The 19,802-nt window shown below is 66.0% G+C and carries 18 protein-coding genes and 1 pseudogene; 14 read left to right on the top strand and 5 right to left on the bottom strand.

Annotation, left to right across the window (positions count from 1 at the left end):
- Positions 1-44 precede the first annotated feature (44 nt).
- Together FG91_RS18115 and FG91_RS18110 are read right to left on the bottom strand one after the other, a co-directional pair.
- Positions 45-740, bottom strand: a complete 696-nt coding sequence (locus FG91_RS18115; protein ID WP_052187863.1) for an HAD-IB family phosphatase — start codon at positions 738-740, stop codon at positions 45-47.
- A complete protein-coding gene (locus FG91_RS18110; protein WP_037517813.1) occupies positions 737-2,281 on the bottom strand; it encodes a lipopolysaccharide biosynthesis protein in 1,545 nt (514 codons plus the stop codon). The genes FG91_RS18115 and FG91_RS18110 overlap by 4 nt, the downstream gene beginning before the upstream one ends.
- Positions 2,282-2,408: 127 nt before the next feature.
- Here FG91_RS18110 and FG91_RS18105 point away from each other — a divergent pair, with 127 nt between their 5' ends.
- From FG91_RS18105 to zapE, 3 genes are read left to right on the top strand one after another with little or no spacing between them, the layout of a single operon-like run.
- Positions 2,409-3,191 carry a succinate dehydrogenase iron-sulfur subunit gene (locus tag FG91_RS18105; protein ID WP_037517811.1) on the top strand — a complete coding sequence of 261 codons (783 nt, stop codon included), beginning with the start codon at positions 2,409-2,411 and terminating at the stop codon, positions 3,189-3,191.
- Complete coding sequence (locus FG91_RS18100; protein ID WP_152568175.1) at positions 3,188-3,679, top strand: PaaI family thioesterase; 492 nt, start codon at positions 3,188-3,190, stop codon at positions 3,677-3,679. The genes FG91_RS18105 and FG91_RS18100 overlap by 4 nt, the downstream gene beginning before the upstream one ends.
- Positions 3,676-4,797 (top strand): cell division protein ZapE, encoded by a 1,122-nt coding sequence (gene zapE, locus FG91_RS18095; RefSeq protein WP_037517809.1) that lies wholly within the window; start codon positions 3,676-3,678, stop codon positions 4,795-4,797. The genes FG91_RS18100 and zapE overlap by 4 nt, the downstream gene beginning before the upstream one ends.
- Here zapE and FG91_RS18090 read toward each other — a convergent pair.
- Positions 4,768-5,811, bottom strand: coding sequence for a polysaccharide deacetylase family protein (locus tag FG91_RS18090; RefSeq protein ID WP_037517806.1), 1,044 nt, complete (start codon positions 5,809-5,811; stop codon positions 4,768-4,770). The two genes, zapE and FG91_RS18090, sit on opposite strands and share 30 nt — an antisense overlap.
- A 320-nt stretch (positions 5,812-6,131) precedes the next feature.
- Here FG91_RS18090 and mdh point away from each other — a divergent pair, with 320 nt between their 5' ends.
- The 8 genes from mdh (at position 6,132) to FG91_RS18050 (ending at position 15,994) form a co-directional block, all read left to right on the top strand.
- Entirely contained in the window at positions 6,132-7,094 is a 963-nt protein-coding gene (gene mdh, locus FG91_RS18085; RefSeq protein ID WP_037517804.1) for a malate dehydrogenase, read from the top strand.
- Entirely contained in the window at positions 7,094-7,792 is a 699-nt protein-coding gene (locus FG91_RS18080; RefSeq protein WP_152568174.1) for a hypothetical protein, read from the top strand. Before mdh ends, FG91_RS18080 begins: the two co-directional genes overlap by 1 nt.
- 10 nt (positions 7,793-7,802) lie before the next feature.
- A complete protein-coding gene (gene sucD / locus FG91_RS18075; RefSeq protein WP_037517798.1) occupies positions 7,803-8,693 on the top strand; it encodes a succinate--CoA ligase subunit alpha in 891 nt (296 codons plus the stop codon).
- 82 nt (positions 8,694-8,775) lie between these two features.
- A complete protein-coding gene (locus FG91_RS18070; protein WP_037517888.1) occupies positions 8,776-11,598 on the top strand; it encodes a 2-oxoglutarate dehydrogenase E1 component in 2,823 nt (940 codons plus the stop codon).
- A 20-nt stretch (positions 11,599-11,618) separates the two neighbouring features.
- On the top strand, positions 11,619-12,863 hold the full coding sequence (gene odhB / locus FG91_RS18065) for a 2-oxoglutarate dehydrogenase complex dihydrolipoyllysine-residue succinyltransferase (RefSeq protein ID WP_037517795.1): 1,245 nt from the start codon (positions 11,619-11,621) through the stop codon (positions 12,861-12,863).
- Between the two features lie 7 nt (positions 12,864-12,870).
- Entirely contained in the window at positions 12,871-13,185 is a 315-nt protein-coding gene (locus FG91_RS18060) for a hypothetical protein (RefSeq protein ID WP_037517792.1), read from the top strand.
- 49 nt (positions 13,186-13,234) lie between these two features.
- The gene (gene lpdA, locus FG91_RS18055) at positions 13,235-14,632 is read left to right on the top strand and encodes a dihydrolipoyl dehydrogenase (RefSeq protein WP_037517790.1); all 1,398 of its coding nucleotides are present in this window, start codon (positions 13,235-13,237) and stop codon (positions 14,630-14,632) included.
- A 24-nt stretch (positions 14,633-14,656) separates the two neighbouring features.
- The gene (locus FG91_RS18050; protein WP_037517788.1) at positions 14,657-15,994 is read left to right on the top strand and encodes an amidohydrolase; all 1,338 of its coding nucleotides are present in this window, start codon (positions 14,657-14,659) and stop codon (positions 15,992-15,994) included.
- Positions 15,995-15,999: 5 nt separating this feature from the next.
- On the opposite strand, the gene FG91_RS18045 is transcribed toward FG91_RS18050, so the two are convergent.
- Positions 16,000-16,461: a GFA family protein gene (locus FG91_RS18045; protein WP_037517786.1), complete on the bottom strand. Its 462-nt coding sequence runs from the start codon at positions 16,459-16,461 to the stop codon at positions 16,000-16,002.
- Between the two features lie 53 nt (positions 16,462-16,514).
- On the opposite strand from FG91_RS18045, the gene FG91_RS18040 reads away from it, so the two are divergent.
- From FG91_RS18040 to FG91_RS18030, 3 genes are read left to right on the top strand one after another with little or no spacing between them, the layout of a single operon-like run.
- Positions 16,515-17,138, top strand: coding sequence for a trimeric intracellular cation channel family protein (locus tag FG91_RS18040; protein WP_037517784.1), 624 nt, complete (start codon positions 16,515-16,517; stop codon positions 17,136-17,138).
- Between the two features lie 51 nt (positions 17,139-17,189).
- Positions 17,190-18,518 carry an oxygenase MpaB family protein gene (locus FG91_RS18035; protein WP_037517782.1) on the top strand — a complete coding sequence of 443 codons (1,329 nt, stop codon included), beginning with the start codon at positions 17,190-17,192 and terminating at the stop codon, positions 18,516-18,518.
- 25 nt (positions 18,519-18,543) lie between these two features.
- A complete protein-coding gene (locus FG91_RS18030; protein ID WP_037517781.1) occupies positions 18,544-19,446 on the top strand; it encodes an alpha/beta fold hydrolase in 903 nt (300 codons plus the stop codon).
- Between the two features lie 102 nt (positions 19,447-19,548).
- On the opposite strand, the pseudogene FG91_RS18025 reads toward FG91_RS18030, so the two are convergent.
- Positions 19,549-19,802: pseudogene (locus tag FG91_RS18025) on the bottom strand (signal peptide peptidase SppA); the annotation flags it as partial.

Below are 19,802 nucleotides of genomic sequence, written 5' to 3'. Positions count from 1 at the left end.
GGGGGCTCCGGTGGCGAGGAACTGGCGAAAGGGGCCGGGCGCATTCAACCGGGCCCGATTTCGAAATCCAGCGTCCGCCAGCCCTGCTGTGCGGCAAGACGGACCAGCTTGCGGCTGCGTCCGATCAGCCAGGATTCATTCGCCAGCGCAAAGGTCGGGGCGTCGCTCGGGTGATCCGAATAGGCGCGGATATGCACCGCGCCGCTGGCCGCGTTCGCATCAAGCCACTCGGTCACCCGGCGCGCCTTTTCGGGCCCGTAGCAATTTTCGCCATCGAGCAGCGGGAGCCAGCTGCCGTCGTCGGCGCGCCGGTGCCGGGTCGCGACAATGGCGTCGAAGCCTAGGGCTTCGGCAATCGCGCCGGCGTAGAATTCGGGCGCTGCTGTCGCCATCAGCAGGCGGTATCGCTCGGCGCGGTCGCGCGCGATAGACGCCTGCGCGCCCGGCGGCACGTCGCGCGGCACGCGCCAGGCGGCGAAATCGACGGCGAGCTTATCGGCGCGGGCGGGGGCGATGCTGGCGCCGAGCATCAGGCGAATCGCGGCAGGCTTGAACCGGTCGCGGCCATAGAGGCGCAGCGCATAGCCGATCATCAGCGCTGCGAGCGCGGGAAGCAACAGCATGCGCCACGGCGCCTCGCGCCACGCCGCCCACAGCAGGAACAGCGTGAAGGTCGGCTTGCGCAGCACGGTGCGGTCGAGGTCGTAGATCGCGACGCGGATGGGCAGTTCCTCGCTCATCGCTCTGTGGGTCCGATCAGGCGCAATCTACGCGCCGTCTTGCCGAGCGATGCGCGGTCGGCGAGTGGCAGGGCAAAACGCAGCGCGAACCAGATCGCGGCGGCGGCGATCAGTCCAAGCAGGGGCAGCGCGATGGCATCGGGCAGCAGGCCGGCGAACAGCGCCGTCGTTCCGGCAACGAGGGTGATCGCCATTCCGCGCAAGGCAACCGCCGGGAATTGCGCATCGAAGGGGTGAAGCTTCTCGATCGCCGCGAGCTGGAGCATCGGGATCGCGGCCATCACGACAAGCCCGATCGCCGTCGCCAGCGTCACCCCGGTCAGCGGGTCGAGATGGCCGACGATCAGCCATCCAGCGCCGACCGCGACGGCAACCCCGAAGATGCTGGCGGTGAGCTGCTGGCGGAACGCCGCGACAACTTGCAGCACCGGCGCCGAAATGCCGAGCACGGCTTCGGCGGCGCGCGCGAACAGCAGGATGACGAGCGCGGCCTGCGCGGCCTGCGCGCCATGCCCGAAGAGCCCGAGCAGCGACGCGCTGCCCGCGGCGAGCACCGCGGCGAGCGGCAGCGCGATCGCCAGGATCAGCCGCGTCGCATAGGCATAGATGTCGGCGACCTGCCGCCGGTCCTCGCGCTCGGCGCTCGCGGCGAGGGGCGCCATCACATAGGTGAAGGCGATACGCACGAGCTGGACGACGCTCGACAGCTTGCGCGCGATTGTGAACAGGCCCGCCGCCGCCGCGCCCGCCGCGCCGGGGAGCAGCATGTTGAGGATGAGCGCGGGCGCATCGCCGAACAGCCGGGCGATGATGTTCGACGGCAGGATCGAAAGCCCCGCCCAGAAGGTGTTGCGCGCCGTGTCGCTGGCCCACGGTCCGCGCCACAGATCGGCGAAACTATAGTGGCGTGCGAGCAGCCGCACGCTGAGCCCCGCGGTGATCGCGAGCGAACAGAGATGCGCGATGAACAGCCCCTTGAGGCCCAGTCCGCCGGCGAAAAACAGCGCCGCGAACACCAGCCGCAGCATCTGTTCCCACACGATCCTGAGGCGGATTTCGGCGCCGAACACCATGCGCGCGCGCAGCGCCGATGTCGCGATTTCGACAAAGGCCCACAGCGGCAGCGCCCACACGAAGATGCGGATCGCGGGGGTGACGAGATCGCGGTCCTTCGCCGCGACATTGAGCAGCGGCCCGAGGTCGGCAGCAAAGATGGCGACCAGCGCCGCGACGATGATGCACGGCCCGACGCCAAAGATCATCGCGGTGCGCAGCGCCGCCGCAGCCTCGGCCTTGCCCGCCGATTGCGGCACGGTGCGCTGCATGGCGCTCGTCATGCCGAGGTCGAAGATATTCTCGAGCAGGTTCACCGCTGCCCACAGCACGGCATAGAGGCCATAGCCGGCAAGGCCGAACATCAGGACGTAAAGCGGCTGCGCGACGATCTCGACCACTGCGCCGAGGCGCGCCAGCACGGTCGTGCCAAGCCCGCGCGCGACGCTGCGGCTGGTAACGGCGGGTTGGGCGACGTCTTCGCTCATCCTTGCCGCACCTAGCGACTCGTCCGCCGCGCCGCCAGCGGCTTTCGCGCTTTGGCGGCCTTCACCCCCTTGTCGACTCTGCCATTCGGGGCTAGGCAGCGCGCAATTGCATAGGGAACCCCGCGATATGGCCCAATTTGTCCTGCCCAAGAACAGCCGCCCGCAAAAGACGGGCAAGGTCCACAAGGCCGAAGGCGCCGCGGCGGTGAAGAAATTCAAAGTCTATCGTTACGACCCCGACAGCGGCCAGAATCCGCGGTTCGACACGTTCGAGATCGACACCGAAAAATGCGGTCCGATGGTGCTAGACGCGCTCATCAAGATGAAGAGCGAGCAGGATTCGTCGCTGACCTTCCGCCGCTCGTGCCGCGAGGGCATTTGCGGCAGCTGTTCGATGAACATGAACGGCAAGAACGGCCTCGCCTGCACCACCGCGATCGAGGATCTGAAGGGCGACATCACGATCACCCCGCTGCCGTCGATGGACGTGATCAAGGATCTCGTCCCCGACTTCACGCATTTCTATGCGCAATATGCGTCGATCGAACCTTGGCTCAAGACCAAGACGACGACGCCTAGCGGCAAGGAGCGGCTGCAGTCGCCCGCCGAACGCGAAAAGCTCGACGGCCTCTATGAGTGCATCCTGTGCGCCTGCTGCTCGACGAGCTGCCCCAGCTATTGGTGGAACAGCGACAAATTCCTCGGCCCCGCGATCCTGCTCCAGGCGTATCGCTGGCTCGCCGACAGCCGCGACGAGATGACCGGCGAACGTCTCGACGAGCTCGAAGATCCGTTCCGCCTCTACCGCTGCCACACGATCATGAACTGCGCCAATGCGTGCCCGAAGGGCCTCAGCCCCGCGCGCGCGATCGCCGAGATCAAGAAGCTCGAGGCCGAGCGGCAGGTGTGAACGACGGGATCGAGGAACCGAAGCGCCGGGACCATTTCAGCGCGGAGACGCTGGAGGATGGTTGGGTCAGCTGGAACCTCAAGGACCCCAGCCGCTTCAACGCTTTCATCGAACCGCTGACGGTCCGCGTCGAACCGCCGACCGCCGACGGCCGCCCGTGCGCGCGGGTGCGCATGATCCCCGAACGCAAGCACAGCAACCTCGGCGATAACGTTCATGGCGCCGTGACGCTCGCGCTCGTCGACATCGCGCTGTTCGCGGCGTCGCATCAGTTTGGTTCGCTCAACGCCGGTCATTCGGTGACGCTCGACCTGTCGACGCAGTTTGTTGGCGCGGGGCGCGTCGGCGAGCCGCTCGACGCCGTGGTCGAGCTGGTGCGCGAGACTGGCCGGCTGATCTTCCTGCGCGGCCTTGTCGTGCAGGGCGAAGGCGACAGCCATATCGTACTGACCTTCGCCGGAACGATCCGCAAGGCGAGCGCCAAGTGACCACCGTTCTTGCGGCTTATGATGCGCTTGTCGCGGCGGGCGAGCTTCGTCCCGATCCCGAACAGCGCGCCGCCGCCGAGCGGCTGAACCAGTTGCAGGCCGAGCTCGAAGCCGTGCCTAAGCGCGGCAGCCTGCTCTGGCGTCTTGCCGGCCGCAAGCCCGAGGCGCTGCGCGGCGTCTATCTGTGGGGCGCGGTCGGACGTGGGAAGTCCATGCTCATGGACCTCTTTTATGATCAGCTTTCTATCCAGCGGAAGCGGCGCGTTCATTTCCACGCCTTCATGCTCGACGTCCATGCGCGGATGCGCGAGGTTCGCAAAAGCGAGAGCGGCGATCCGATCCCGCTCGTCGCCGACGCGCTGGCCGAGAACGTGCGCTGCCTCGCGTTCGACGAGATGGTCGTGAACAACAGCGCCGACGCGATGATCCTCTCGCGCCTGTTCACCGCGCTGATCGACCGCGGGGTGACGATGGTCGCGACCTCGAACCGGCCGCCGAAGGATCTCTACAAGGACGGGCTCAACCGCGAGCATTTCCTGCCCTTCATCGCGCTCGTCGAGGAACGGCTCGACGTGATGAGCCTGAACGGCCCGACCGATTACCGCCGCGACCGGCTGGGCGACGGGGCGCGCTGGTTCGTTCCCGCCGACGATGCCGCGAGCGCGGCGCTGTCGGCGGCCTTCTTCCGCCTCACCGACTATCCGCCGGAGGACCGCGCGCATGTCCCGACGCTCGAACTCGACGTCGGCGGCGGGCGGACGCTGCACGTGCCAAAGGCGCTGAAAGGCGTCGCGGTCTTTTCATTCAAGCGGCTCTGTGCCACCGCGCGCGGCGCCGCCGATTATCTCGCGGTTGCGCGCCATTTTCACACGGTGATCATCGTTGGCATCCCGCGCATGGGACCCGAGAACCGCAACGAAGCGGCGCGCTTCGTGACGCTGATCGACGCGCTTTACGAATATAAGGTCAAGCTGCTTGCGAGCGCCGCGGCGATGCCCGACCAGCTTTACATCGCGGGCGACGGGGCGTTCGAATTCGAGCGGACGGCAAGCCGCCTCGCCGAAATGCAATCGGACGATTATCTGGCGCTAGGCCACGGCCAGGAAGACGCCGCCTAGAACCTTTCCCCATCGTGACGAATTGACCGTCACCGAAATGAGGTCGCGGACGTAGCGCACCTCGTGCGCCAGATGACCGAAGCCCTGCTCGATCGTCCGGCGCAGCGTGCGGAGCGGCTTGGGCGCGGCGAGCCCGATCCGCGCCGGGCGTGCGGGCGGTCCGGGCAGCGTCGCGAAACCGCCGCTCGTCACCCGCGCGTCGTCCGCGACCGCGCGGCACAGCGCTTCCATTCGCGAAATTGCGAGGCCGTTGGGAACTTCGCGGTCGCGGCTCAAGAGTTCGAAGCTGTGGCTGAACGCCGAAAACTGGATCGCGCCGCTCGCCGCGCTATGATCGAGCGCGTCGCGCATCTCCTCTTCGGACATCGCGCAAAGCTGCGCCGGGCGAAAGCGGTTCGCGCGGTCCATCAGCCCGCTGACCGGCACCTCGACGACGCCATGGTGCGTGCGCATGCCAAGGTTGCCGGCATCGAGCGAGATGGCGCAGCCATGGCCCTGATACGCGCCGTTGAAGCTGCTGTCGAAGCGGAAACCCAGGGCGGCGAGCGCGCGCAGCGTGTCGTCGTTGGCGCCGAAATTTCCGGCACGAAAGGCCGTCGGTTTCGGGGCGCCCGCGCCGACAAGGATGTCGCGCGCGAGCGCGATCAGCTTCTTTTGCGCCGCGAGCGGGAAATCGCCAATGTTGCGGCCGGTCTGCCGCCCGACCGGGTTGAAGCGCGCGAAGGCGAGCCATTCGGTGTGGATATGGACCTGCACCTCGTGCCCGCGCTCGACGACGGGCCGGACAATCGCGTCGATCACCTCGGGGCCATAGACGAGCGCGGGCATTGGATCGATGAAGAACACGCCGGTCAGACCGTGGCGTTCGAGCATGTCCATCTGGAAATGAATGCCGAAATCGCCATCGCGGCAGCGGCCGAGAATCGAGCTTTCGAAATTGGCGCGCGCGTCGGCGCCGCGCTGATAGAGGCCGGCCGACAATTCGGTGTCGAAGCTGATGATTGCCCGGGTCATGGTTCCCGCGCGTAGCATGGCAGCGATAAGGGAGGGTTAACCGATTCCTGCGGGATCGCCGCGAAGGCGGGGCGTGCCGCCGCTTCGCGCTTGTCACATCTCGCGACTATTCCCATTGGAGCGCGTCGCGCAAGGCGGCTTATAGTTATTGCGAACTATTAGCAAAGAAAGCCGATTTTTCGTCCTTTTCGCGGTTGTTTCGTTAACGGAATCGGCGTAGGGGCGTCGCCAGTCTTGGGACCGGAGCGGAGCTTTAGCCCGTGCTCCCGCCGGTCTGTGAACCAATTGCCGGGCTTGCCAGGAAGGGAGTGCCGCGCGCCATGGGACGCAAGAAGATCGCTTTGATCGGAGCCGGAAATATCGGCGGAACGTTGGCGCTGCTCGCCGCGCAGAAGGAACTCGGCGACGTCGTCCTGTTCGACGTGGTCGAAGGCGTGCCGCAGGGCAAGGCGCTCGATCTGTCGCAGGTTGGCCCGATCGCGGGTTTCGACGCGAAGATCACCGGCACGAACGACTATGCCGACATCGCCGGCGCCGACGTCATCATCGTCACCGCCGGTGTCGCCCGCAAGCCGGGCATGAGCCGCGACGACCTGCTCGGCATCAACCTGAAAGTGATGAAGGCCGTCGGCGAAGGCATCAAGGCCAACGCCCCCGACGCGTTCGTCATCTGCATCACCAACCCGCTCGACGCGATGGTCTGGGCGCTGCGCGAATTCTCGGGTCTGCCGCACAATAAGGTCGTCGGCATGGCCGGCGTGCTCGATTCGGCGCGCTTCAGCCACTTCATCGCCGACGAGTTCGACGTGTCGGTGAAGGATGTGAACACCTTCGTGCTCGGCGGCCACGGCGACACGATGGTTCCCGTCGTGCGCTACTCGACCGTCAACGGCATCCCCGTTCCCGACCTCGTCAAGATGGGCCTGTCGTCGCAGGACAAGATCGATGCGATCGTCAAGCGCACCCGCGGCGGCGGCGGCGAGATCGTCGCGCTGCTCGGCACCGGTTCGGCTTTCTATGCGCCCGCAGCCTCGGGCATCGCGATGGCCGAAGCCTATCTCGGTGACCAGAAGCGCATCCTGCCCTGCGCCGCTTATGTCGACGGCCAGTATGGCCTCGACGGCCTCTATGTCGGCGTGCCCGTGCTGATCGGTGCCGGCGGCGTCGAGAAGATCGTCGAGATCGAACTCGACGATGCCGACAAGGCCGGTCTGCAGGTCTCGGTCGACGCGGTCAAGGAACTGCTCGACGCTTGCAAGGCGCTGGATCCGTCGCTGGCATAATGCTCGCTACGCTTGCCTTGGCTGCTGCTGCGTCACAGCCGGTTTACCCGGCCGAGCAGTTGATGCGGGAGCTAAAATCCGTCTGCTCTGTCGACTATCGGTGGGCGAAGCAGGCGGGCTTTATTGGTCCCGCGTCGGACGCGATTGGCTATTGGGCGAGCACAGCGACAGCAAACGGCTGGACTCCCGTTACGAGTGACACGCAAAACCTCTCTCGTCGCGACGTTTCGGCATTGGGAAGGATAGAGGCGCTCAATCAGCTGCTGTTCGGCAGCTATGCGGTGGCGAACGACTATGCTCCGGTCCCAACGGAACTGCTGGGAGGCCAAGTTTTCCGGAAAAATGTCGCGGGCCGAACCTTGTATCTTTCCGTTTTCGGCGCCGATGATGGTGTGCGAACGGTCGGCGAATGCCGGATTCATGATCTGCTGGGTGACGGCGTGCAGAAGAATCCGATCTCGTCGCAGGCTGTGAAGCGCGTCTTTGGTGCGAACACGAAGACCGGGAAAGGCCCGTTCGGCAGCACGACCTATTCGTGGCACGCGGGCGAAGAGCGGATCGGGCATTTTGAAGTCCATTTTGGCTTCGGTGGCTGGAAGCTCTCGTCGTTCAATCAAAAGATCGAAAACTTTGACCCCTATGCACCCTATGGCCTTACGCTGGTCATGGGATTTCGCGATGAAACGATAATAATCTGAGGAAATATCAATGAGCATTCTTATCGACAAGAATACCAAGGTCATCACGCAAGGGATGACCGGTGCTACCGGCACTTTCCACACCGAGCAGGCGCTCGCCTATGGCACGCAGATGGTCGGCGGCGTGACGCCGGGCAAGGGCGGCACGACGCACATCGGCCTGCCCAACTTCAACACCGTCGAAGAGGCCAAGGCCGCAACCGGCGCGACCGCGAGCTGCATCTATGTTCCGCCGCCGTTCGCCGCGGACTCGATCCTCGAGGCGATCGATGCCGAGATGGAGCTGATCGTCTGCATCACCGAAGGCATTCCGGTGCTCGACATGGTCAAGGTGAAGCGCGCGCTGTCGGGTTCGAAATCGCGCCTGATCGGCCCGAACTGCCCCGGCGTGCTGACCCCCGGCGAATGCAAGATCGGCATCATGCCCGGCAGCATCTTTTCGAAGGGCAGCGTCGGCGTCGTCTCGCGCTCGGGCACGCTCACCTATGAAGCGGTGTTCCAGACCACCAACGTCGGCCTCGGTCAGACGACCGCGGTCGGCATCGGCGGCGACCCCGTCAACGGCACCAACTTCATCGACGTGCTCGAACTCTTCCTCGCCGACGAAGCGACCAAGTCGATCATCATGATTGGCGAAATCGGCGGCGATGCCGAGGAACAGGCAGCGCAGTTCCTGATCGACGAAGCCAAGCGCGGCCGCAAGAAGCCGATGGCCGGCTTCATCGCGGGCCGCACCGCGCCTCCGGGCCGCCGCATGGGCCATGCCGGCGCGATCGTGTCGGGCGGCAAGGGCGACGCCGAAAGCAAGATCGCGGCGATGGAAGCCGCGGGCATCAAGGTGTCGGCGAGCCCGTCGGAACTCGGCTCGACCCTCGCCGAAGTGCTGAAGGAACGCGTCTGATCGGACGGCCCGCCGGCGCCCTTTGCCGGCGGGCCTCCGCTCCCCATATAAATCCCACCCCTACCTCCCCGTGGAAAAGCAGATGAACCTCGAACGACAAAGCTTCGACATCGACGAGCCGCAGGCCGGCCCGAGCTGGGCGCCGAAGAACTGGCCCCAGATCGACAGCGACGACCTGACCGCCGCGCTCGACCCGCAGCAGATGCAGGTCGCGGTGAAGGCCGCCGCCGCCAAGGCGGGCGCCCCGCTGTCGAACGCCGAAGTCGAGCGCGCCGCGGACGATTCGATCCGCGCGATGATGCTGATCCGCACCTATCGCGTGCGCGGCCACCTTGCCGCCAACCTCGATCCGCTCGGCCTCAGCCAGCGCGAGCTGCCCGCCGACCTGACGCCCGAATATCACGGCTTCGTCGGCGCCGATCTCGATCGTCCGGTTTACATCGGCGGAACGCTCGGCCTCGAAAAGGCGACCATTCGCGAGATCGTCGCGATCCTGCGCGCCAATTATTGCGGCAATGTCGGCCTCGAATATATGCACATCGCGGACATCGAGGAGCGCCAGTTCCTGCAGGAACGGATGGAAGGCGCCGACAAGATCATCGAATTTTCGGTCGAGGGCAAACGCGCCATCCTGAGCAAGGTGATCCAGGCCGAGGAGTGGGAGAAATTCCTCGCGCGCAAATATGTCGGCACCAAGCGCTTCGGCCTCGACGGCGGCGAGAGCATGATTCCCGCGATGGAAGCCATCATCAAATATGGCGCCCAGTACGGCGTGCGCGAGATCGTTTATGGCATGGCGCACCGCGGGCGTCTCAACATGCTCGCGAACGTCATGGCGAAGCCGTATCAGGTGATCTTCCACGAATTCGCCGGCGGCTCGGCGAACCCCGACGACATCGGCGGTTCGGGCGACGTCAAATATCACCTCGGCACCTCGACCGACCGCGAATTCGGCGGCGCGTCGGTGCATATGTCGCTCGTCCCCAACCCGTCGCACCTCGAAGCCGCCGACCCGGTCGTGCTCGGCAAAGTGCGCGCGCAGCAGGTCGTGCGCGACGACCTAACCAAGCATGAGCAGGTGCTGCCCGTGCTGATCCACGGCGACGCGGCGTTCGCGGGGCAGGGGATCGTCTGGGAATGCCTCGGCTTCTCGGGCATCCGCGGCTATAACACCGGCGGCTGCATCCATTTCATCGTCAACAACCAGATCGGTTTCACGACCAGCCCGCAATTCGCGCGCTCGTCGCCCTATCCGTCGGACGTGGCGAAGGGCGTGATGGCGCCGATCCTCCACGTCAACGGCGACGATCCCGAAGCGGTGACCTTCGCGTGCAAGCTCGCCATCGATTTCCGCCAGCAGTTCAAGCGCGACGTCGTGATCGACATGTGGTGCTATCGCCGCTTCGGGCATAACGAGGGCGACGAGCCGTCGTTCACGCAGCCGCTGATGTACGCCGTCATTCGTCAGCATCCGCCGGTGTCGCAGCTTTGCGCCGCGAAGCTGGAAGCCGAAGGCGTGGTCGATGCGGGTTGGGCCGATGCCCGGCGTGCCGAATTCGTGGCGCGGCTCGAAGAGGATTTCGAAGCGGCGAAGAGCTACAAGCCGAACAAGGCCGACTGGTTCGCGGGCCGCTGGTCGGGGCTGCACGCCCCCGCCGATCCCGAAAATGCGCGCCGCAATATCGCGACCGGCGTGTCGGACAAATTGTTCGATTCGATCGGCCGCACGCTGACGACGATCCCCGCCGACGTCGAAGTCCACAAGACGCTCCGCCGCGTGATCGACGCGCGCGGCGCGATGTTCGCCGACAAGAGCGACGGCGAAGTGTTCGACTGGGCAACCGCCGAAAGCCTCGCGTTCGGCACCTTGCTCAGCGAAGGCTATCAGGTCCGCCTGTCGGGCCAGGATTCGGGTCGCGGCACGTTCAGCCAGCGTCATGCGGTCTGGATCGACCAGAAGACCGAAGCCAGATATGTCCCGCTGACCACCGTGCCGCACGGCCGGTTCGAGGTGCTCGACAGCCCGCTCTCCGAATATGGCGTGCTCGGCTTCGAATATGGCTATGCGATGGCCGATCCGAAGAGCCTCGTGCTCTGGGAAGCGCAGTTCGGCGATTTCGCCAACGGCGCGCAGATCATGATCGACCAGTTCATCGCGTCGGGCGAGGCCAAGTGGCTGCGCGCCAACGGGCTCGTGATGCTGCTCCCGCACGGTTATGAAGGACAGGGGCCGGAGCATAGCTCGGCGCGCCTCGAACGCTTCCTCCAGCTGTGCGCGGGCGACAATATCCAGGTGTGCAATATTTCGACCCCGTCGAACTATTTCCACGTCCTGCGCCGCCAGATGCTGCGCCCGTTCCGCAAGCCGATGATCATCATGACGCCCAAGTCGCTGCTCCGCCACAAGCTCGCGGTGTCGCAGCGTTCGGACTTCATCGGCGACGCGCATTTCCGCCGCCTGATGTCGGATCGCACCCCGCCGGCGGACAAGGACGTCAAGCGCGTCGTCCTCTGTTCGGGCAAGGTCGGCTACGACCTGATGGAAGCGCGCGATGCCGCGGGCCTCACCGACACGACCGTCGTGCGCGTCGAGCAGATCTATCCCTTCCCGGGTGAGCCGCTCGCGGTTCGTCTGAAGCGGATGCCGAACCTCGAAGAGGTCGTCTGGGCGCAGGAAGAGCCGCGCAACAATGGCGCCTGGTTCTTCGTCAACGAACTGATCGAGGATGCGCTGACCGAGGCGGGCAAGAAGGGCATGCGTCCCCGCTATGCCGGTCGCGCCGCTGCGGCTTCGCCCGCGACGGGCCTGATGAGCCGCCACCAGACCGAACAGTCGGCGCTCGTCGCCGACGCGCTCGGCCTTTCGGTTCGCGCCGAAATCCGCCGTACCAAGAACAAAGCCTGAGCCCCCAAGGAACTGCACCTATGAGCACCGAAGTCAAAGTCCCCACGCTGGGCGAAAGCGTTACCGAAGCGACGATCGGCGAGTGGCTGAAAAAGCCCGGCGAAGCCGTTGCACTCGACGAGCCCATCGCGAGCCTTGAGACCGACAAGGTTGCGGTCGAAGTGCCGTCGCCCGTCGCGGGCGTGATGGGCCAGCAGCTCGCCGCGGTCGGTGACACGGTCAATGTCGGCGCGACGATCGCGACGGTCGAAGCGGGCGGCGCTGCCGCGGCGCCGACGCCCGCCGCCGCCCCCCCCGCGCCCGCCGCGAAGGCCGAAGCGGCCGCGCCGGCACCGGCCGCAACCGCCGCCCCGGCTGGAGAGGGCGTCGACACCGTCACCACCATGTCCCCCGCGGTGCGCCGCCTCGTCCTCGAGCATGGCGTCGATCCGACGAAGATCCAGGGCAGCGGCAAGGACGGCCGTCTGACCAAGGAAGATGTGCTCGCCGCCGCCAGCGCCGCCCCCGCGGCCGCCCCGGCCCCAGCGGCCGCTACGCCCGCTCCCGTCGCCAGCGGCACTCCGGGCCGTCACGAAGAGCGGGTCAAGATGACGCGCATGCGCCAGACGATCGCCAAGCGGCTGAAGGCGGCGCAGGACACCGCGGCGATGCTGACGACGTTCAACGACGTCGACATGTCGGCGGTGATGGCGACGCGCGACAAATATCGCGAAAGCTTCGAGAAGAAGCACGGCGTGCGTTTGGGCTTCATGAGCTTCTTCACCAAGGCGGTCGCGCTCGCCGCGCATGACATTCCGGCGGTCAACGCACGCATCGACGGCGACGAGATCGTCTATCACGACTATCTCGACGTCTCGGTCGCGGTCAGCGCGCCGAACGGCCTTGTCGTTCCCGTCGTGCGCAACGCCGACAGCCTGTCGTTTGCCGACATCGAGAAAGCGATCGCCGACCTCGGCAAGCGCGCCAAGGAGGGCACGCTGACGATGGACGACATGACCGGCGGCACCTTCACCATCTCGAACGGCGGCGTGTTCGGCGGCCTGATGTCGACCCCGATCATCAACCCCCCGCAGTCGGCGGTGCTCGGCCTCCACCGCATCGAGGATCGCCCGGTCGTCCGTAACGGCGAGATTGTGATCCGTCCGATGATGTACCTCGCGATGAGCTATGATCATCGCCTGATCGACGGCCGCGAGGCGGTGACCTTCCTGAAGACGATCAAGGAAGCGATCGAAGATCCGACGCGCCTGCTGATCGACCTTTGATCCGATGATGGCGCTCCCCCTCCGCGCGGTTCTGTTCGTCGCTGCCGCTGCCGCCCTGGCGGGCTGCAGCGAAGGCGAAAGCCGCATGGCGAAGGGACTCGAAGAGGGCCTGAGGACCAGCTTCGTCGAAAGCTTCGGCGAATCGTGCCGCGCGGCCACCGAGGGCGGCGGCGCGGCGGCGGGCCTCGCAGCCGAGGTCTGCAAATGTGCGGCCGGCGAATTGATCAAGAAATATCGCGCATCTGAACTGATCGGCCTGTCGCCCGAAATGGCGGCACCGGTTATGAAGTCATGCGCTGCGAAATCCGGGCTGCCCGTTTGAGCGGATTCGCTCGTTGACGGCGCCAGGCAGAAATTGAGGTAGATTGAACATGGCTGATTACGACTACGACGTCCTTGTCATCGGTTCGGGCCCCGGCGGTTATGTCGCGGCGATCCGCGCGGCGCAGCTGGGCCTGAAGACCGCGTGCGCCGAAGGGCGCGAGACGCTGGGCGGCACCTGCCTCAACGTCGGCTGTATCCCGTCGAAGGCGATGCTCCACGCGTCGGAATATTTCGAAGCGGCCGCGGGCGGCGCGATGGCGGCGATGGGCATCAAGGTGAAGCCCGAACTCGATCTCGGTACGATGCACGGCCAGCGCAAGGATGCGGTCAAAGGCCTGACCGGCGGCATCGAATTCCTGTTCAAGAAGAACAAGATCGACTGGCTGAAGGGCTATGCCCAGTTCACATCCAAGGACACGGTCGAAGTCGCGGGCAAGGCCTATCGCGCGAAGAATATCATCATCGCGACCGGCTCGTCGGTCACGCCGCTTCCGGGCGTCGAGGTCGATAACGACAAGCAGATCATCGTCGATTCGACCGGCGCGCTCGAACTCGCGAAGGTTCCGGGTCATATGGTCGTGATCGGCGGCGGCGTGATCGGGCTCGAACTCGGCAGCGTGTGGCGCCGCCTCGGCGCCAAGGTCACCGTCGTCGAATTCCTCGACCAGATCCTGCCCGGCATGGACGGCGACGTCCGCAAGGAAGCGAACAAGATCCTCAAGAAGCAGGGCATGGAATTCAAGCTCAAGACCAAGGTCACCAAGGCCGACGTCAAGGGCAAGAAGGCGGTGCTGACGCTCGAACCCGCAGCCGGCGGCGACGCCGAAACGCTCGAAGCCGATGTCGTGCTCGTGTCGATCGGCCGCCGTCCGAACACCGACGGCCTCGGTCTCGACAAGGCGGGCCTCGCGGTCAACCAGCGCGGGCAGATCGAAACCGACCATGATTTTTCGACGCTGGTCCCCGGCATCTGGGCGATCGGCGACGTCATTCCCGGCCCGATGCTCGCGCACAAGGCCGAGGATGAAGGCATCGCCTGCGCCGAGAATATCGCGGGGCTGACCGGCATCGTGAACCATGATGTCATCCCGTCGGTTGTCTACACCTGGCCCGAAATCGCCGGCGTCGGCCTGACCGAAGAGCAGGCGAAGGAAAAGGGCGAGGTCAAGGTCGGCAAATTCCCGATGATGGCGAACAGCCGTGCGAAGACCAACCACGAGCCCGACGGCTTCGTGAAGGTGATCGCCGATGCCAAGAGCGACCGCGTGCTCGGCGTGTGGTGCATCGCGAGCGTCGCGGGCACGATGATCGCACAGGCCGCGCAGGCGATGGAATTCGGCGCGACGTCCGAAGATATCGCCTACACCTGCCACGCGCATCCGACGCATAGCGAAGCGATCAAGGAAGCCGCGATGGCGGTGACGGGCAAACCGATCCACATCTGACAAAACAAAATGGGGGAGAGAAACATGGCGAAGCATTGGCTCTGGGCAGGGGCTTCGCTGACCCTCTCCCTCATGGCGACCAGCGCGCAGGCGGCGCCCGATCTCAACGCCGCGAACGCGCGGCTGACCGCGCTGCTCGACAAGAATTATCCGGCGCTCGACGCGCTCTACCGCGACCTCCATCAAAACCCCGAACTCGGGCTGCAGGAAGTGCGCACCGCGGGCATCCTCGCGCAGCACCTCCGCAAGGCGGGCTTCACCGTGACCGAAAAGGTCGGCGGCACCGGCGTCGTCGGCGTGCTTAAAAATGGCGAAGGCCCGACCATCCTCATCCGCGCCGACATGGACGCGCTGCCGATGGAGGAAAAGACGGGGCTCGCCTGGTCGAGCAAGGCGCGCGCGACCTATGAGGGCAAGGATGTGCCCGTGATGCACGCGTGCGGGCACGATACGCATGTCGCCTATCTCGTCGGCGTCGCGCAGGCGCTCGCCGCGATGCGCGATAGCTGGTCGGGCACCGTGGTGCTGATCGGCCAGCCCGCCGAAGAGATATTGAAGGGCGCGAAAGCGATGCTCGACGACGGGCTGCTGACGCGTTTCCCCAAGCCCGACTATGGCTTTGCTGCGCATGTGCTGAACGGCCCGACGGGCACGGTCGCGATCAAGGCGGGCACCGCCTTCTCGGCCTCCGACAGCTATTCGATCACCTTCCACGGCCGCGGCGGGCATGGTTCGATGCCTTCGATGGCGCTCGACCCGATCCCGATCGCGGCGCGCTTTGTCACCGATGTGCAGACGGTGATCAGCCGCGAGAAGGATCCGGGTGCCTTCGGCGTGCTGACGATCGGTGCGATCAACGCGGGCAGCGCGCCCAACATCATCCCCGACAGCGCCGAGGTGAAGGTCAATATCCGCTCGCTGACCCCCGAGGTGCGCCAGCTCCTCCGTTCGGGCGCCGAACGGTCGGCGAAGGCTGCCGCGATGATGGGCAACGCGCCCGAACCGACGATTACCTATCTGACCGGCACCGCGAGCCTGGTGAACAATGAATCGATGGCGGCGAACGGATTTGCGACGCTGAAGCCGGTGTTCGGCGAGCGCCTGCTCTTCGCGCCGGCGAGCGCCGCGCCGGTGTCGGCGAGCGAGGATTATTCGGAGTTCGTCGACGCGGGCATCCCGTCGCTCTATTTTGCGATCGGCGGCTATGATCCCGCCGTGCTTGCCGACCTGAAGGCGAAGGGGCAGCCGGTGCCGACGAACCATTCGCCCTTCTTTGCGCCCAAGGCCGAACCGGTGATCCGAAACGCCGTGGCGGCGATCGTGCTGTCGGTCATCGGCGGCGTGCGCCCCGACGCAAAATAGGGCTTTCAACCGGCCATCATCGCCTGCCACCGGCGCTGTGCGTCGACGCTCCACACGCCCTCGGGTGACGGGTAGAAATCCGGAAAGATCTTTGCGTCGTCGGGCAGGACAACCCACGGCTGTTTGCTGCGCGTGAAGATATGAACATCGGGCGGACATTGGTCGGGGTCGTCGAGCGTGCCGACACGGACGAAGGAAGAGCGACGGCCCGAGTTGGGATAATGGCTCCACAGCGCGACCCGGCAGGTCGGGCAGCGGATGATTTCCTGCCCCCGGCCGCTTTCCGACGGGGTCATTACATAATCGACTATCCCTTCGGCCTCGACGCGCTCGCTCTCGATCACGGCATTGATGACGAAGGCGCTGCCGGTCTCGCGCTGACACCAGTGGCAATGGCAGCAGTGGACGATCATCGGTGCCGCGGTCAGCCGGTAACGAACCGCGCCGCACGTGCATCTGCCTTCCATCGCCGCCTCCTCTCCATTGTGCCGTATCGCGCGCGATGATAGCCCGGCGCGCGATGGATACACAAACCCTCGTCCGCCTGCTCGACCTCGTTGGCATCGGCGTCTTCGCGCTGTCGGGCGCGCTGATGGCGGTGCGGCTGCGCCAGACGCTGGTGACGGCCGCCTTCTTCGCGCTGGTGACCGGCGTCGGCGGGGGCAGCGTGCGCGACCTGTTGATCGGCGCGCCGGTGTTCTGGGTGCAGGATGGCGCGATCGCCGCGGTGTGCATCGCGATTGCGATGGTCGTCTGGCTCACCCCCGAACGCTGGTGGCAAGGGCAATTGCTCGAATGGGCCGACGCCGTGGGACTCGCCGCCTATGCCGTGTTCGGCACCGCGAAGGCGCTGGCGTGGGGCGTCCCGCCGGTGCCCGCGCTGATGATGGGGGTGATCACCGGCTGCGTCGGCGGCACGATCCGCGATATCCTTGCCGGCGTGCCGTCGATCATCATGCGCCCTGAAGTCTATGTGACCGCGGCGGCGCTCGCGTCGGGCCTGTTCCTGCTCCTGCAATGGCTCGGCACGGGGACGGCGGTCGCGGCGGTCGCGGGCGCGGTCGCGGGCTTCATCCTGCGCGGCGCGGCGATCCGCTGGTCGCTCGCGCTTCCGGCCTACCGCGGGCATGGTGAAGACGCTTAGGCCAAAAGCAGTTAAGCTTGCCAAATCGCGAAACTCTGTCAGTTTCGGCTTATGAACAGTGATGTCAGCACCATCGCCCGCCGGGTGCGGGGCCAGGCCGACGCCTTGCCCGAGCTGTTCGGCGGTTTCGATTTCGACAAGGCGCCCGAACGCTGGGCGCCCGAGGCCGACGCCGTCAGCGAGCTCAGCCGCGTTCGCAGCATCGACCGCGCCGCCTATCTCGATGACCCCGACCTGCTCGGCCGTATCCGCGAATATACGATGCTCGGCGACCGCACAGGCGACGCCTATGCCGCGCTGATGCCGCGCTACGGCTTCCAGCGCACCGTCGCGATGCTCGTCGAGGCGTGCGACAAGGGGATCGAGGCGATCGAAGACGCCCCGCCTGAACTCGCCGCGCTGATCCAAGAGATGGAGCAGAAGCCCGACTGGCTCGACATGACATTGGTCGAGGAGGGGGCAGCCTATGAACGCAACGCCACCGCGAACCTGTCGCCTTTCCTGATCCGCGGCGCGTTCATCGCGACCTTCCTCAACAAATATTCGGCGCTGCCGATGGCGCTCACCGGAACGCTGGGTCAGGCGACCGCGGCGCGGCGGGTGAAGGAAACCGCGACCTTCTTTGCCACCACCGCGCTCCCCGGCGCGCTCGATCGTTTCGGGCCGGGGTTCAAGGCCGCGGCGATGGTGCGGCTGATGCATTCGATGGTGCGCATCAACGTGCTGTCGCGTCCCGGCATGTGGGATGCCGACACCTATGGCATGCCGATCCCGCAGCTCGACCAGATGCCTGCGGGGCTGATCCCGGTCTATTTCATGTCGCAGGAGGTGCTCGCGAAGGGGCGCACGAGTTTCACGCGGCTCGAACGCGGCCGCGTCGAGCTCGCGCGCTATCGCTGCTATCTGCTCGGGCTGCCCGAGGACCTGCTCGCCGACACGCCACGGGAGATCGTCCGCATCTGGCGCACGCGCAGCGCGACGCTGCGTTATGAATATGACGACCAGGTCTGCGGCGGATTGCTCCGCGCGACGATGGACGCCGAATTGTCGAAGGACCGCTCGCCGAAAGGGCTGGTGAAGCGCCGCCTCGAATATTCGGTCAGCCGTGTCTTTTTCGTGAAAGCCTTCCTCGCCGGTGACGAGGCGCGCGCGGCGAATGTCGGCGTGCCGGTCAAGCGCCGCGACCACCTCATCTATGGCGCGACGATGCTCGGGATCGCCGGGCGTATGGCGGCGTATCGCGTCGCCTCGCGCCTGCCCGTGATCCGCCATCTTGCCGATCGCCGCCTCGTGCGGCGGATCGAGCGCCAGCTCGACGGTTATGGCCGCGCCGAATTCACCTCGAACGCCGCCAATTACAAGCCCGCCACCGCGGGGTGATCCGACTTTCAGCCAAGGGATTTTCATGCAGACAGAGCAAGCGACCTTCGACGGCATCAGCATCACCTATGAAGACAAGGGGCCGCGCGATGCGCCGGTCATATTGCTGGTGATGGGGCTGGGCGGCCAATTGACGCTGTGGCCCGACGAGTTCGTCGATGCGCTGAACACCCGCGGTTTCCGCACGATCCGCTACGACAATCGGGACGTCGGCCTGTCGACGCGCTTCGATGCCGCGGGCGTGCCGAACGTCAAATGGATGATCGTCAAATCGGTGATCGGACTGCCGATCCGTCCCGCTTATACGCTGGCCGATATGGCGGCCGACGGCATCGGGCTGCTCGACCATCTGGGGATCGAGTGCGCGCATGTCGTCGGCGTGTCGATGGGCGGGATGATTTCACAGCATATCGCCGCGCGCTACCCCGACCGCGTGCTGTCATTGACCTCGGTGATGTCGACCACGGGCAACCGCCGCCTGCCGCGCGCGCAGAAGGAGGCGATGCAGGTGCTCGCGAACCGCCCGATGAACGGCGACAAGGAGGCGCTGATCGCCTACTCGGTCAACGCCGCGCGCGTGATCGGCAGCCCCGGCTATCCGGCGACCGAAGACCGGCTGCAGCGTCGCGTCCGCGCCGACTTCGAACGCGGCTGGTATCCGCAGGGCGTTGCGCGGCAGATGGCGGCGATCGTCGCCGATGGCGACCGGCGTCCGATCCTGAAAGACATCGAGGCACCGACGCTCGTCATCCATGGCGAGGACGATCCGCTGGTGCCGCTCCCCGGCGGGCGCGACACGGCGGAGAATATCGCGGGTGCGCGGCTGCTGACGATCCCCGGCATGGGCCATGACCTGCCGCTGGGGCTGGTCGATACGATGGCCGATGCGATTGCGGAGCACGCGAAACAGGTTGCCGTCGCGGCGTAAGCTCTCCCCCCATTTATGGGAGGGGTCGGGGGAGGGGATGTCGACTTAGGGAATTGCCGAAACAGGCTCTCCCCTAACCCCTCCCGCAAGCGGGAGGGGGACTTAGCGCAGCAACAGCGCCAGCGCCCCGAAGAACCCCTTCGCCTCGACCTGACCCGGCCGCGGGACGGCGGGGAGGTACGCGCGGCAGTCGAGGCACGACGCCTGCACCGATCCCGCCTGCGTCAGCATCGTCAGGTCCTGCACCAGCCGCCGTTCGGTGAGCTGGCGGGTCATCGCCGCGGTGCCGAACCAGCCGCGCGGGGGTGCCGCGGGTTCCTTTTCGGCACCCGACCAGCTGGCGAGCAGCCGCGGTG

Source organism: Sphingopyxis sp. LC81, assembly GCF_000756375.1.
Taxonomy (GTDB): domain Bacteria; phylum Pseudomonadota; class Alphaproteobacteria; order Sphingomonadales; family Sphingomonadaceae; genus Sphingopyxis.
This window is presented reverse-complemented; position numbering and strand designations above follow the sequence as displayed.